Genomic DNA, 13,743 nt, shown 5'->3' with positions numbered 1-13,743 from the left:
TAAAAGGATATGAAGCAGTCAATCTGAAGGAGCAGTCCCGATGACCTTGCGCCAGACCGGCATCGACAGTGTCGACATGATCATCCTGCCGCCCGTGCGCGATCTGGGCGATGGCTTTCAGGTCCGGCGCGCGCTGCCATCGGCCCATCGCCGGATGGTCGGCCCCTTCGTGTTCTTCGATCAGTTCGGCCCGACGACCTTCTCGGCCGGCGAGGGCCTGGACGTCCGCCCCCATCCGCACATCGGCCTCGCCACGGTGACCTATGTGCTGGAGGGCGAAATCCTCCACCGCGATTCGCTGGGCAAGGTCCAGCCGGTGCGCCCCGGCGCCGTCAACTGGATGACGGCAGGGCGCGGCATCGTCCATTCCGAGCGCAGCGCCGATGATACCCGCGCCGCAGGCGGGCCGTTGTTCGGCCTTCAGACCTGGGTCGCGCTGCCGCAAGCGAAGGAGGAGGTCGATCCGGCTTTCTTCCATCACCCCGCCGACACGATTCCCGAAACGGAGGCAGAGGGCGTGCGCATCCGCGTCGTCGCTGGGAGCAGCGACGGGCTGACCTCGCCGGTGCAGGCCTTCTCGGACATGCTCTACGCCGACGTCACGCTCCAGGACGGCGCGCGCTACCGGCTGGGCACCGACCATATCGAACGCGCGGTCTATGTCATCTCGGGCGGGCTGGCGGTGGAAGGCCAGAGCGGCGGTTTCAACGCCGGCGAACTGGTGATCTTCAAGCCGGACAGCGAGACCGTCCTGCGCGCCAATGGCCCGACCCGCATCATGCTGGTCGGCGGCGAGCCATTGGATGGGCCACGGCACATCTACTGGAACTTCGTGTCCAGCTCCCGCGATCGCATCGAACAGGCCAAGGACGACTGGCGACAGGGCCGGTTCGACATCGTGCCCGGCGAGCGCGAGTTCATTCCGCTGCCCGACTAGGCCTGAACGATTTCAGGCCGGGCGGAGGCCTTCAATCCCGATCCATTTCCTGGATCGCCCGCTCCCGATCGAGCTGGACTTCGGCATTGTGCGTCAGCGCATCGAATGTCGTCATGAAGCTGTCGAGCTGGTCGGCAGGGATGCCCTGAAACAGGAACTCGCTGCGCCGAACCGCTGTCTCCTCAATGATCTGGCTCACCGCGCGTCCCTTCTCGGTCGGACCGAAGAAGCCGTGGCGGCGTCCCGGGCGTCCGGTCCGCTCGATCAGGCCGATCTCGATGAGATGATTGACGGTGCGGCCCGCCTGGCTCTGGTCGCGCGCCAATGCCAGCACCAGCTGGGGCCAGCTGATCGGCGGATTGCGGCAGATTTCCGCCATGACCCAGGTCTCGAAATTCGACAGGCTGGTCTGGCGCTTATGGGCAAGGGCACCGCCGCGCAGCATGTAGGAGCACAGAGTGACGAACGGCGGCAACACGCGTGAGCGGTCCGCCGCCACACCGTTTTCGTCCGGCAGGCCTTCATCGACGAGATCCTGAAATGCCACGGTCTCGGGCCGCTGATTGCTCGCCGCCTGCTTGCGCTCCTGCTCGAACAGGGCAATGGCGCGGGTCAGCAGCATGTCCAGCACTCCGGAGAGCGTCTGAAGTTCCTCATCGCTGATGCCGAAGGTGAGCTCCCGATTGCGCAGCTCGGCATGGCGCTGCAGCCGATCCGCCAGCTGCTTGCCGCTCGGGCTGAGCCGGATGGGGCTGCGGATGCCGCTGCGCAGCAGCAGGGCGACCTCGCCCATGCGCTTGATGGCACGGCTGATCTGCGCCTTGTCGACACCGCAGGCCAGGGAAATCTGCGCGAGGGTCATGCCCCCTTGGACATGAAGGAGCAGCAGGATCCGCCGGTCCAGCTCGTTGATATGCGCGGTGCGGGCGAAGGAGATATTCGCGCTCTCGCGGGCATTGCGCAGAAAGACCCAGAGCTTGGACTGGAACCGGGCCTGACGCTCGTCCCGCGGGCCGGGCGCCGGCGACGGGGCGTCGACGTCGATGCCGTCGAGCAGGACATCCAGCTGGCGATCGAAGGAACTGTCCGGTCCCGATGGTTCGGCACGGGCCTGCTCGACCAGCGTCCACCCGATCACGAAATGCTCGAGCGCCTGCGCGATCACGCGGGCTTCATCGAGTGCGAGGCCGACCTCGCACAAGGGTGCGACCGCGTCCGGCGTCCCCACCGCGAGAGGAAAGCGCGAGGCGACATGCGCGAACAGCCTGGCGCCATCGCGACTGGAGAGCATAGCGACCCGGCTGGTCTGCGCGCGCAAGGCAAGGCGACCGCGCCAGCCCGGGCCTGCCGCGCCGCCCTCGGCAGCACGCACCATGTCCTGCGCCAACGCCGTCAGAAGTTGATCGTCGCTCGCGAAATGCTCTTCGATTTCGGCCGGATCGGCTTCAAGGTCGGCAGCGACGGCCTGCAGAGTGCAGCCGTCCAGGCCCGACCGGCCCAACAGGGCCAGCCCGGCGCTGATAATCGAAGCCCTGCTGATGCGCGCCCGGACCGAACCGAGCGCCGCGCGCCCCTTATTCATGATGACCGATCCCCAAAGACCCACCTTTCGCGTGATTCGGCCAGATTCATCGCATTTTCGAGCAGCGGTCAATGTTTATGCAAAATAATCAGACATGATCGTCATCCCCGAGCGATTCGTAAAATCGTTAGACCCGCAATAGATGGCGTAGTAAGATTTTCGCCACGCGGACGACCGCGTCACGAGAAGAAAAGATATGTGGGAGCGAGAGGACCGGTGATCAGCAAATCCGTGGCGGCAGTCAGCGCCTTCATCATCGTCGCAGCCGGACTGAGCGGCGTGGCCCAAGCGCAGGGCAGCCTGAACGACCAGTTGGCGACCTGCGCGAGAATTGGGTCCACGGAAGCCCGCCTCGCCTGCTACGATTCGGTGGCGCAGTATAATCAGCCGCAAGGCGGCACCTCTGCGCCCGCGCCTGTGCCGGGCGCGGCCGGCTCCGGCAATGCGAGCCGCACACCTACGCCCGCACCGGCTGCCCCGCCCGCTCCGGCCGCAACGAGCGGCTTCGGCGCCGAGCAGGTGGAGCGCGCCACGCGCCAGCCGCGCGCATCGCAGGAGGACAAGGAAACGAGCGCCACCCTGGCAAGCGTGCGCGAGATCGGCCCGGGGCTGTGGCAGGTCACGCTCGCAGACGGGGCCGTCTGGCGGATGACCGAGCGGATGACCGCCTTCCAGCCGCCCGCCCCCCAGGACTCGGTCACCATCCGCAAGGGCGCGCTCGGCAGCTATCTGATGCAAGTCGGGCGGCAGGCAGCTGTGCGCGTGAACCGCGTGCGCTGATCGCGCGCGGCATCCGGCGGAAGGACCTAATCAACAAACCGCCGGCTTGCTGCGAGCAGGATCGGCCCCGCGCCTACCGCCGGCTTATTGGACATCCGCCCGTTGCGTGCCGCAGCCACGCCAAGCACGCGCCGCCGCTTTTTTGTGGACTTAGTCATTCTGATCTCGATAGGGCCGTGCCATCCCGCATGAGCAGGCGGATTGAGGAGAGGTGATCTGATGTTGAACGTGAGTGGCAAGACGGCCTTCATCACCGGCGGCGCGAGCGGCATGGGCTGGGGCATGGCAAAGGCCTTCGGCGAAGCGGGGATGCGGGTCATCATCGCCGATATCCGTCAGGACGCGCTCGATCAGGCGATGGAAGGCTTTGCCAAGACCAATCTGGCCGTTCACGCTATCAAGCTGGATGTCGCAGACCGCGATGGCTGGGCCCGCGCCGCCGATGAAGCCGAGGCGCAGTTCGGCAATATCCATGTGCTGGCGCTCAACGCCGGCGTGGGCGTCACCGGCTCGATGCTGACGGCGACCTACAAGGACTGGGACTTCAACATGTCCGTCAACGTCGGCGGCGTCGTCAACGGGCTCGTTACCATGCTGCCGCGGATGCTCAAGCATGGCGAAGAAGGGCAGATCGTCGTCACATCCTCGACCGGCGGCTTTTCTGCAGTCGGCAATGCCGGCCTGTATTGCGCTGCCAAGTTCTGCGTGGCCGGCATGTTCGAAAGCCTCGCCACCGATCTGCGCGGCACCGCGCTTGGCGCCTCGGTCTTCTTCCCCGGCCCGGTGCAGACCCAGCTCGGCAGCACAACCAACGCCACCCGCCCCGAGCATCTGCGCAACGATGCGCCGCCCCCGGCCCCCGAGGCCGTCGGCGCGAAGAAGGATGCGCGGCCGGCACCCGGCTTCGACCCAAGCCTGTTCATGTCCAGCGAGGAAGTGGGTGAGCGCGTGCTGCGCGGCATTCGCCGCCGCGACCTGTTCATCATGACCCACCCGGAGTTCCAGCGCGGGATCGAAGCGCGCAGCAAGGCGCTGGTCCGTGCCATTCCGGTGGAAGCGCCGAACGAGGCCCGCGCCAATCTCGTCGCCCAGTTCGGAACGCTCATGTACAACCCGATCTACGACGAGCAGCAGCCGCTCGACGAACCGCTTTGAGACGGCGGAGCTGACCGCAACAGGAGAGAACAGATGGCAAAGGTCGTCCGCGTGCATGAACTGGGCCCGCCTGACGTGCTCCGTTTCGACGAGATCGCGGTCGGCGCGCCCGGCCCTGGTGAGGTGCGAATCAGGGTTGAAGCCATTGGTCTCAACCGCTCCGAAGCGATGTTTCGGGCAGGGCGCTATCCCACCAAGCCGACATTGCCGACGCTGATCGGCTATGAGGCCTGCGGCATCATCGAAGCTCTGGGCGATGGCGTGTCCGGCTTCGCCGTCGGTGATCGGGTCTGCGCCCTGCCTATGTATCCGCTCGGCCAGTATGGCGTCTGGGCCGAGCAGGCGATCGTGCCGGCCCGCTGCCTGCTGCACGCACCACCCGGGCTCAGCGCCGCGCAGGCTGCAGCGGTGTGGATGCAGTATATGACGGCCTATGCGATCATCGAGGTCGGCAAGGCCGGCATCGGCGATTATGTGATCATCCCCGCCGCCTCCAGCAGTGTCGGTCTCGCTGCGATCCAGCTCGCCAACTGGGCCGGCGCCATCTCGATTGCGGCCACGCGCACCAGTGACAAGGCCGAGACGCTCAAAGCGCACGGGGCCGCCCATGTCATCGCGACCGGGGAGACGGATCTGGTTGAGGCCGTGATGCAGATCACCGACGGCAAAGGCGCGCGATTGGTGTTCGACCCGGTGCAGGGGCCCTATGTGCAGACGCTCACCAGCGCGATGGCCGAGCGCGGCATTCTGTTCATCTATGGCGGCCTGTCCGAACAGCCGACCCCCTATCCCCACTGGAATATGGCGTTCAAAGGCCTGTCAATGCGCGGCTGGGTCGCCTCGGAAATCTGGAACCACCCCGAGCGGTACAAGCGCGCGCAGGAGCACATCCTGCTGGGATTGAAGCTGGGCAAGCTCAAACCGGTGATCGCGCGCACCTTCCCGTTCAGCGAGATCGTGGAAGCCAATCGCTATCTGGAATCGAACCAGCAAATCGGGAAGATCGTTGTGACCGTCTGAGCCCGACGGCAGGCGTCACTAGGGGGCAGAGAATATGACGAACGAAGAGGGCGGCCAGACCAGCGTGAAGCTCCCGGCGCGGGACATCCCGCCGCCACGGACGATCAGCCCGCAAGCCCGGCAAGCACTGATCGAGGGCGCCGCCACGCCGGCGACGAACTGGCCTGCCGCGACCGATCTGGCAGGCTGGCGGGAACGGCTGGCGGCCAGCAACGCCATGTGGGAGCCAATGGCGCAAGCCATGCTCGCCACGCTACCAGTGACCATCGACACCGTGCAGATCGCCGGCGTGACCTGCCATGATTGCGTGCCGCACGCCGGAACAGCTGATGATGGTCCGGTCTATCTCTTCATTCATGGCGGCGCGTTTGTTTTCGGCGGTGGCGCATTCGCCAAGGCGACCGGTGCCCGGCAGGCAGCGGCGCTGGGCTGCCGGGTCGTCTCGGTGGATTATCGTATGCCGCCCGACCACCCTTACCCCGCTGCGCCGGAGGATTGCCTTGCGGTATATCGGGCGTTGCTGGCCGGGACCGATCCGCGCCGCATCGTAATTGGCGGCAGTTCCGCCGGCGGCAATCTCGCCGCGGCTGTGACGCTGATGATTCGCGATCAGGGCCTGCCGCTCCCCGCCGGTCTCGTGCTGCTGACGCCGGAAGTCGATCTGACCGAATCGGGCGACAGCTTCCTCACCAATGAAGGGCTGGATGTGGTGCTCAAGCGCGAGCTGCCGGAGTGCAACGCGCTCTACGCCAGCGGCCATGACCTCACGCAGGCCTATCTTTCCCCGCTCTTCGGCGACTTCACCAGGAGCTTTCCGCCGACACTGGTGCAGACCGGAACGCGCGACCTCTTCCTCTCCAATTCCGTGCTCTTCCACCGCAAGTTGCGAGAAGCGGGCGTCGATGCCGAATTACATGTGTGGGAAGCGATGCCGCACGCCGGGTTCGGCTGGGGTGAGGTGCCGGAGAACAGGGAAATCGAGCGCGAGGTTGCGCGGTTCATCGCGCGCGTAGTGCCGCAGCCTACCTAACGCTGCCTCAGGCTGGCCATGAAAAAAGGGAGAGCGCGCGCCCTCCCTTTTCCTATCTCACAGCGAATTGCGCGCTTACTCAGCGGCAATCGCGTCGACGCGGGCCGGAATGTCCAGCCCATAGAGCTTGGCGGCATTCTCATAGGCAATCTTGCGCACCAGCGCCGGATCGGCGCCCTCGGTGAACTCGGCCAGCACCTTGCGGCTGTTCGGCCAGATGCTGTCCGGGTGCGGATAGTCCGTCGCCCACAGCAGCTTGTCCTCACCATAGAACTTGTGCAGCGCGATTGCCGTGGGGCTCTGCTGGAACGTGCCATAAACCTGCCGCTTGAACAGCTCGGACGGCTTCATCTTGTGCGGAATGCCGCCGCGCGCGTTCCAGAATTCTTCGGCTTCCCACAGGCGCCAGTGGCGATAATCCAGTTCCTCGATCACCCAGGGCAGCCAGCCGATGCCGCTCTCTGCGATGACGATCTTGAGGCCGGGGTGACGCTCGAGAATGCCCCAAGCAAAGAGGTCCACAAACGGGTCCATGAACTGCTCGATGAACATCTTCACGTGCAGGAAGGTGGCGCCCGGGCTGCCCTTATACTTGTCGAACGCGCGGCTGACGCTCGGGAACACAGTCACGTGGAAGGAGAGAATGATGTTATTCTCCTCCAGCATGGTCCACAGCGGCTCCCAGCGCTCGTCCTCAAGGCGCGGCTGGGCCATGGCGATCTGCAGATTGGCCTGCTTGAAGCCGCCCAGATCGACGATCTTCTGCAGCATCGCGACCGCCGCCTCCGGCTCGGGCGGCAGCATCGGCACGCCGATCAGCCGGTCAGGAGCGGCGGAGCAGAACTCCTTGAGCCATTCATTATAGGCGCCGTAGCAGGCGTCGCGCAGTTCCTTGTCGTCGAAATCGAGTGAGGTGACCGGGCCGAAGATGACATGCGCATACACGCCATCCCGATTCATGTCGGCCAGTCGCAGTTCGGCGACCGCAGGGCGACGCTCGGTCTGATCGACAATGCCACCGCGATCCAGGGCGGTGAAGATCGGCTTGGGACCGGTCATCGTGCTCGGCGCACCGGACCAGCCGCCCAGGCTCTTGCCGTCGCTCATCCAGGTGGCGCGGCCATCGACCATCTCGACCTTGGGGCCGCGATCCTTCAGATGGTCGGGCAGCCGGCTCGTCCAGAGATCGGTGGGAAGTTGATTGAGATCGAGGTGATCGTCACAACTGATCAGCGGATAATCCATGGGCCTGCTCCTCTCGCCTGAAGACCGAATGAAACGAGGACGGCTTTGTGCCGACAGCCTTCGGTCCTCAGCAATGTAATTAGCTACCTAACTATCTTGCAGCTTTTCATGGAGCAATGCAAGCATTTCCGTCGCCTTTGCCCTTCGGTTCAACCCGGCCGGCGCTCCTCAATTGGAAATGGCGCGTAACGGCGCGGTGATCGCGCTGCGCTCCTCGCCATATTCATTGACGTTGGCGCGGCGCAAATCGCGCTTGTAACGCACATAATCGAACGCAGTCCCGCGGTGCAGCGCATAGCGATTGTCCCAGATCAGCAGGTCGCCCTGGCGCCATTTGTGCGCGTAGATAAACTTCTCCTGACTAGCGAAGGCGATCAATTCGTCGATCAGGGCCGTGCCCTCGGCATCGCTCAGCCCCTCGACGCGGAACGCATGGCTGCCCACGAACAGGCTCTTGCGACCCGACGGGCTGATTCGCACCATCGGCTGCATCGCACCCGGCATGATCTCGCGGATACGGGCAGCTTCCTCGGGGCTGGCGCCGCCCTTGATGCGGCTGGCCGCAAAGCTGTGCTCGGCAACAAGAGTCTCGATGCGGTTCTTCATCGCCTGGGGAAGTTCATCGTAGACATGGCGCAGATCCACGAATTCGGTGTCGCCGCGCTCCGGCGGGACGATCACACCGCGCAGCATCGACCATTTGCTCGGCATGTCGTTGAAGCTGCTGTCCGCGTGGAAAATCTCATTGCCCTTGGCGAACTTGGCCCGCAGCGATTCGCGGTCCACGATCTCGCCGTTCACGTCGAGATTGGAGGCATCGTAGAGGCCATAAGCCATCCGGCGCGGCTCGTCCGGGCGATACATGCCAGGCAGTTCGAGCGGGCCGAAGGCACGGGCAAAGCGCAGATGCTCCTCATCCGTGATATGCCCCTGGCCGCGGATGCACAGCACGACGTGCTCTTCCATCAGGCGTTCGATGAGATCGATCAGCGCTTGGTCTGGGACTTGCGACAGGTCGGGGCCGGACAATTCGGCGCCAAAAATCGGATGCAGCCTCCTGACGTCCATAGCACCTCTCCCGTCTCACCTGTTTGTGCAGCTTCTATTAATTCCGATTCAAATGATTTGCAAATTCAATGCTTGCGATGCCGAGCCGTCAAGGATCGACCAGGATGATCCGCAAGTCGTTGACGTTGGTGAGCGTCGGCCCGGGCGTGAACAGTGCACCCACTTGACCCAGCGCGCCCCCGGCATCGTTGGCGGCCTGCACCGCCTCAACATCGATGCCGGCCTCGTCCAGCGCAAAGCCGGTCTCCCCATCGACATAGGCGCCCGCGACATCCCGGTTGCCGTCCACCCCGTCCGTATCGGCAGCCAGCGCCGCCACGCCGGGATGGTCGGCGATCTGCCCGGCCAGCTCCAGCGCATATTCCTGATTGGGGCCACCGACCCCATGGCCGGTAACCGTCACCGTCAATTCGCCACCCGAGAGCAGTGCGCAGCGTTGGGCGCGATTGTGCGCCAGGATCGCGGCCTGGGCATGACGGCGCGCGACTTCGCGCGCATCGCCATGGGCCTCCCGATCGAGAATGACCGGTTCGTAACCCTGCGCCTGCAAAAATGCGGCGGCGGCATCCAGCGCGTCATCGGGGCGGACGACCACGTCGAACCGGCTTCGCGCTAGGCGGGGATCATCCGGCTTGATCGATTCGCTCCAGCCACCCGGATCGCCGATGCCATAGCGCGCCAGCACGGCCTGCGCCTGTGCCACCGTGCTTTCATCGCCCACGGTCGGGCCGGAGCCGATGTCCTGCGGCACATCGCCGACCACATCCGAGACGGCAAGGGTCACGACCTGCGCCGGCCAGGCGGCCACCGCGAGGCGTCCGCCCTTGATGCGCGACAGGTGGCGCCGCACCATGTTGATCTCGCCGATCGACGCGCCGGAGCGCACCAGCGCGCGGGTCACCGCCTGCTTGGCCGCGAGATCGAGCGGCGGGGATGGCGCTGCGAGCAGGGCCGAGGCCCCACCCGAAAGCAGCACCAGCAGCAGATCGCCTTCCTCCGCACTCTCAGCGAGCGCAAGACAGCGCTCTGCCGCCGCAAGACCTGCGGCATCCGGCACGGGATGGCTGGCTTCGACCAGCTCGATGCGGGTGAGCGGGCCGCCATAGCCAGTGCGGGTCACGGCGAGGCCGGTGGCATCCGACCAGTGCTGCTCCACCGCCTGCGCCATCGGCACGGCGCCCTTGCCTGCGGCGATGACGAGCACGCGCCCCTCGGGCCGGGGCGGCAGGGCCGCAATGATCGTCTCGGGCCGCTTGCACGCCGCCACAGCGACGGCAAAAGCCTCCTCCAGCAAAGCGCGCCGGTTCATCGCCATTTAGCGGGCCGCCAGGAAGGTTGCGACATTCTCGCCGGTGCGCCGCGCCACTTCCGTCACCGCCTGAGCGCTCAGCCATGCCGAGTGCGGCGTGACGATCACATTGTCGCGTTGAGCAAGGCGCAGAATGGGGCTGCCCGGTGGCGGCGGCTCGACCGGCGCCACATCGATTCCGGCGCCGCCGATATGGCCTGACGCCAGCGCGTCCTCCAGCGCATCGAGATCGATCAGGGCGCCGCGCGCGGTGTTGATGATGACGGCACCGGCCTTCATGCCGGCCAGCGTCTGCGCGTTGAGCATGTGCCGCGTGTCGTCCGTCAGCGGGCAATGCAGGCTGATGATGTCGCTGGTCGCCAGCACCTCCTCGAAGGCCATACGTCCCTCACCGGCCGGCTGCCCCTGGCGCCCGGCGAACACAACATCCATGCCCATCGCCTGCGCGCGGCTGGCGACGGCCTGCGCAATCGCGCCGCTGCCGAACAGGCCGAGCCGCTGCCCGGCAAGATCCCGCACGGGTGCAGCGAAGACGCAAAAGGCCTGGCCATTCTCCCATTGGCCATCGACAACCGAATTGCGGAACGGCACCAGCCCGCGAGCGAGCGCGAGAATCAGCATCATCACATGCTCGGCGACGGATGTGCCGGCGTAACCCACCACATTGCGCACTTCGATGCCCCGGGCCTTGGCCGCGACGCTGTCGACCACGTCCGTCCCGGTCGCCGTCACGGCAATGAGCTTGAGGTCCGGCAGCGCGGCAAGCATGGCGGCGTCCAGCCGCACCTTGTTGATGATCGCCACCTGCGCGCCGGCGAGGCGAGCCGCCACATCCTGCGGCTCGGTGAAATCATGCTCGATCCACTCATGCGCGATATCGGGCCGGGGAATCTCGAACCCGCCCATCGTTATCTTGTCGAGATGCACAATGCGCGGCGCGCCGTGCGCTGCCTGCTCGTTCGTGCCCGTTGCCATGCGGATCGCTCTCCCTAGATCGTTCGCAATGCAACTATCTAGCGCGGCAGGCCAAGTCCAGCGCCTGATGCAGCGGCCCCGAAAGGCAATCAGCCCATTGGAGATTCGTACAGCAATCTCATAAGCTTGTCGGTGACGACATTGACCTGATCGATCTCCTTGTCGCTCAGCCCTTCCAGTACGGACGCACGGAAGGCGTGGGCAACCGCCATGATTTCATCCAGCGCTTCCTGCCCCGCCGGCGTGAGCTGGATCAGCTTGGTGCGCCGGTCGCTGGGGTCCTGCAACCGCACCACCAGCCCATCGGCTTCCAGTGTATCGAGCATCCGCGTCAGGGTCGGCCCTTCAATGCCGATCCGCTTGGCGATGGCAATCTGAGCACTCGGTTCCGGCGACCGGGCGATCGTCGAGAGCGCTTCCATGCGGGCCGAGCCATAGCCCAGCGGACGCAAGCGCTCGTCCAGCATCGCGCGATAACGGCGAGCGACGAGGATCATGCGATAGGTGAACCCATATTCGCGATCCAGCCGGCTCCCGCCGGTGATCGTCGGCAGGACGATGGCTGCCGGTTCCTCAGAATTCTCAGCCAATAGTAACCCCCACGTGGCCGGCGCGCCTGATTGCAAGTCGTTCCAAAGGCCCGATCATTTGCCCCCTGTCAACCCGAGAGCTGACCCCCGGCCGGATTGCCGCCTAGCCGGGCCAGCGTATCGCAATGCACAATTGAGTGTTGACGCTGCCCGTCCGCCACGCCAGATGCTTGGGCACAAGCCCGCGAGGGTTGGAGAGGACGACAGATAAGATTGTTGGGAGTTGCTGCAATGTCCACCCTTCGCGCGCTGTCGACTCGCGCTCACGCTGCCCTGATCCTGCCTTGCCTTGCCGTGCTTTCGGCCTGTGGCGGCAGTGCCGAACCGGCCCAGAACAATGTTTCCGAACCTGACAATGTGCAGGAAAACGCCGTGAACGCGGCGGCGGTGCCTGTCACAAATGAAGCCGGCAATCAGGCGGCGACCACACCCGCGCCGGCTGCCGAGGCGACAGAGGCTGCAGCGACAAAGCCTGCCGCCGAAACTGCAGCACCCAAGGAAACCGCAGCGGCCACACCGGCCCCCGCGAAGGTCGCAACCTCGGCGCCCGCCAGTGCCCCAGCCGCCGCGCCGGAGGGCGATGCCGCCAATGGCGCCAAGCTGTTCGCACAATGCCGCGTGTGCCACTCTGTCGAGCCTGACAAAAATGGTCTTGGCCCCTCGCTTCACGGCGTGGTCGGCCGCAAGGCCGGAACGCTCGCCGGGTTCAATTACTCGCCGGCCGTCAAGGGGAGCGGCATTACCTGGTCGGCATCTGCGCTGAATACCTATCTGCGCTCGCCGATGAAGGCGATGCCGGGCACCAAGATGGCGTTTGCGGGCATTGCCGACGATGCCAAGCGCGCCGACGTCATCGCCTATCTCCAGACCCTGAAATAAGCCGCCAGGCTGAAGCCGAGCCCATGAGGTCCGGCTTCAGCGGGACGACCCGAACCGATCCGGCGCATAGATGGATGCATCGATGTGCCGGACCGCCGTCGGCAGCGCCTCGCCGAGCAACGTGGCCGCGCCGATCTGTGCTGCGGCAGGCGCCGTCTGCATGCCGAAACCGCCCTGCCCCGCGAACCAGAAAAAGCCGGGCACAACCGGGTCATAGCCGTAGACCGGCAGCCGGTCGGGCGCGAAGCTGCGGAGTCCTGCCCATTTATGCTCCACGGCCGCGACCGGCCAGTCGGTGACCTGCATAAACCGATCGACCGCGCGCGCGACATCCAGCTCTTCCGGCACCACGTCGCGTGCATCGTCCGGCGTTTCGTCATGCGGGGTCACCCACAAGCGCCCCTGCCCTTCCGACTTGAAGTAGAAGCTTCCATCGAGCGCGATGACCAGCGGGACATGCGCGGGCGCCGTTGGGCAGCGCAGTTGCACGACCGTCCGGCGCAGGGGCGTGATGCCCAGCGGCACGACGCCGCAACGCCGGGCGACATCATCGGCCCAGGCGCCGGCTGCATCGACGATGATGCCGCACACCAGCGGCCCGTCGCTGGTCTCCACAGCCCAGCCAGCGCCCTCCCGCCGCGCTGAAAGCAGCCGATTCGTCAGCCGCTCTTCCGCGCCGCCGCGTCGTGCGGCCCGCCGATAGGCAGCGAGAAGCCCGCCGGTATCGATGTCCGCACAGGAGGGGGCCGCGACACCGATCGTCCATTCGTCGCGGATGCCCGGCACAGCCTCGGCAAGCGCCTCCCGCCCGAGTCGCGTGAACTGGACGTCGCTGCTCGCGAAATCGGCAATCAAGCGGTCGGCTAGCACCTGTTGATCATGACGGCCGAGATGGATGGCGCCGCGCGGCGAGAGAAAGCCATGCTCGGAAAATGACGGTTCCGGCCGCGCCAGCATCGGCCCGCTCGCACTGGTCAACGGCTGCACGCCGGGGCCGCCATAGGTTTCTTCCCAGAACGCCACCGACCGCCCGGAAGCGTGATAGCCGGGCTGATCTTCCTGCTCGATGAGCATGACCCGAGCGTTGCCAGCAATGCCAGCGGCCAGACTGAACCCGGCGATACCGCCGCCGACGATTAGGATATCGACCGAGGTCATCGGCACCGCTCCGAA

13 protein-coding genes are annotated in these 13,743 nt (G+C 65.6%); 6 read left to right on the top strand and 7 right to left on the bottom strand.

Translation table 11 applies throughout. From position 1 onward, the window contains the following. Positions 1-40 precede the first annotated feature (40 nt). Complete coding sequence (locus tag M2331_RS16245; protein ID WP_181561236.1) at positions 41-937, top strand: pirin family protein; 897 nt, start codon at positions 41-43, stop codon at positions 935-937. Between the two features lie 31 nt (positions 938-968). Here M2331_RS16245 and M2331_RS16240 read toward each other — a convergent pair whose 3' ends face one another. Next, a complete protein-coding gene (locus tag M2331_RS16240) occupies positions 969-2,519 on the bottom strand; it encodes a winged helix-turn-helix transcriptional regulator (RefSeq protein ID WP_181561235.1) in 1,551 nt (516 codons plus the stop codon). A 216-nt stretch (positions 2,520-2,735) separates the two neighbouring features. Here M2331_RS16240 and M2331_RS16235 point away from each other — a divergent pair, with 216 nt between their 5' ends. From M2331_RS16235 to M2331_RS16220, 4 genes are all read left to right on the top strand, one after another. Beyond that, positions 2,736-3,299: a hypothetical protein gene (locus M2331_RS16235; RefSeq protein ID WP_181561234.1), complete on the top strand. Its 564-nt coding sequence runs from the start codon at positions 2,736-2,738 to the stop codon at positions 3,297-3,299. Between the two features lie 219 nt (positions 3,300-3,518). Continuing rightward, entirely contained in the window at positions 3,519-4,454 is a 936-nt protein-coding gene (locus M2331_RS16230) for an SDR family NAD(P)-dependent oxidoreductase (protein ID WP_181561233.1), read from the top strand. Positions 4,455-4,487: 33 nt separating this feature from the next. Further along, complete coding sequence (locus tag M2331_RS16225) at positions 4,488-5,474, top strand: zinc-dependent alcohol dehydrogenase family protein (RefSeq protein ID WP_181561232.1); 987 nt, start codon at positions 4,488-4,490, stop codon at positions 5,472-5,474. A gap of 34 nt (positions 5,475-5,508) precedes the next feature. Beyond that, the gene (locus M2331_RS16220; RefSeq protein ID WP_181561231.1) at positions 5,509-6,504 is read left to right on the top strand and encodes an alpha/beta hydrolase; all 996 of its coding nucleotides are present in this window, start codon (positions 5,509-5,511) and stop codon (positions 6,502-6,504) included. Positions 6,505-6,579: 75 nt separating this feature from the next. Here M2331_RS16220 and M2331_RS16215 read toward each other — a convergent pair whose 3' ends face one another. From M2331_RS16215 to M2331_RS16195, 5 genes are all read right to left on the bottom strand, one after another. Further along, positions 6,580-7,749: an amidohydrolase family protein gene (locus tag M2331_RS16215; RefSeq protein ID WP_181561230.1), complete on the bottom strand. Its 1,170-nt coding sequence runs from the start codon at positions 7,747-7,749 to the stop codon at positions 6,580-6,582. Positions 7,750-7,917: 168 nt separating this feature from the next. After that, a complete protein-coding gene (locus M2331_RS16210; RefSeq protein WP_181561229.1) occupies positions 7,918-8,817 on the bottom strand; it encodes a TauD/TfdA dioxygenase family protein in 900 nt (299 codons plus the stop codon). A gap of 88 nt (positions 8,818-8,905) precedes the next feature. Next, positions 8,906-10,126, bottom strand: a complete 1,221-nt coding sequence (locus M2331_RS16205; protein WP_221270798.1) for a glycerate kinase — start codon at positions 10,124-10,126, stop codon at positions 8,906-8,908. Positions 10,127-10,132: 6 nt separating this feature from the next. Further along, positions 10,133-11,101: an NAD(P)-dependent oxidoreductase gene (locus M2331_RS16200; RefSeq protein WP_181561227.1), complete on the bottom strand. Its 969-nt coding sequence runs from the start codon at positions 11,099-11,101 to the stop codon at positions 10,133-10,135. A gap of 89 nt (positions 11,102-11,190) precedes the next feature. Then, on the bottom strand, positions 11,191-11,691 hold the full coding sequence (locus M2331_RS16195) for a MarR family winged helix-turn-helix transcriptional regulator (protein ID WP_181561226.1): 501 nt from the start codon (positions 11,689-11,691) through the stop codon (positions 11,191-11,193). A gap of 231 nt (positions 11,692-11,922) precedes the next feature. Here M2331_RS16195 and M2331_RS16190 point away from each other — a divergent pair, with 231 nt between their 5' ends. Continuing rightward, complete coding sequence (locus M2331_RS16190; RefSeq protein ID WP_181561225.1) at positions 11,923-12,570, top strand: c-type cytochrome; 648 nt, start codon at positions 11,923-11,925, stop codon at positions 12,568-12,570. A 36-nt stretch (positions 12,571-12,606) separates the two neighbouring features. Here the strand turns inward: M2331_RS16190 and M2331_RS16185 are convergent, their stop codons facing one another. Further along, the gene (locus M2331_RS16185; protein ID WP_181561224.1) at positions 12,607-13,728 is read right to left on the bottom strand and encodes an NAD(P)/FAD-dependent oxidoreductase; all 1,122 of its coding nucleotides are present in this window, start codon (positions 13,726-13,728) and stop codon (positions 12,607-12,609) included. Positions 13,729-13,743 lie beyond the last annotated feature (15 nt).

Source organism: Sphingobium sp. B10D7B, assembly GCF_025961955.1.
Taxonomy (GTDB): Bacteria; Pseudomonadota; Alphaproteobacteria; order Sphingomonadales; family Sphingomonadaceae; genus Sphingobium.
This window is presented reverse-complemented; position numbering and strand designations above follow the sequence as displayed.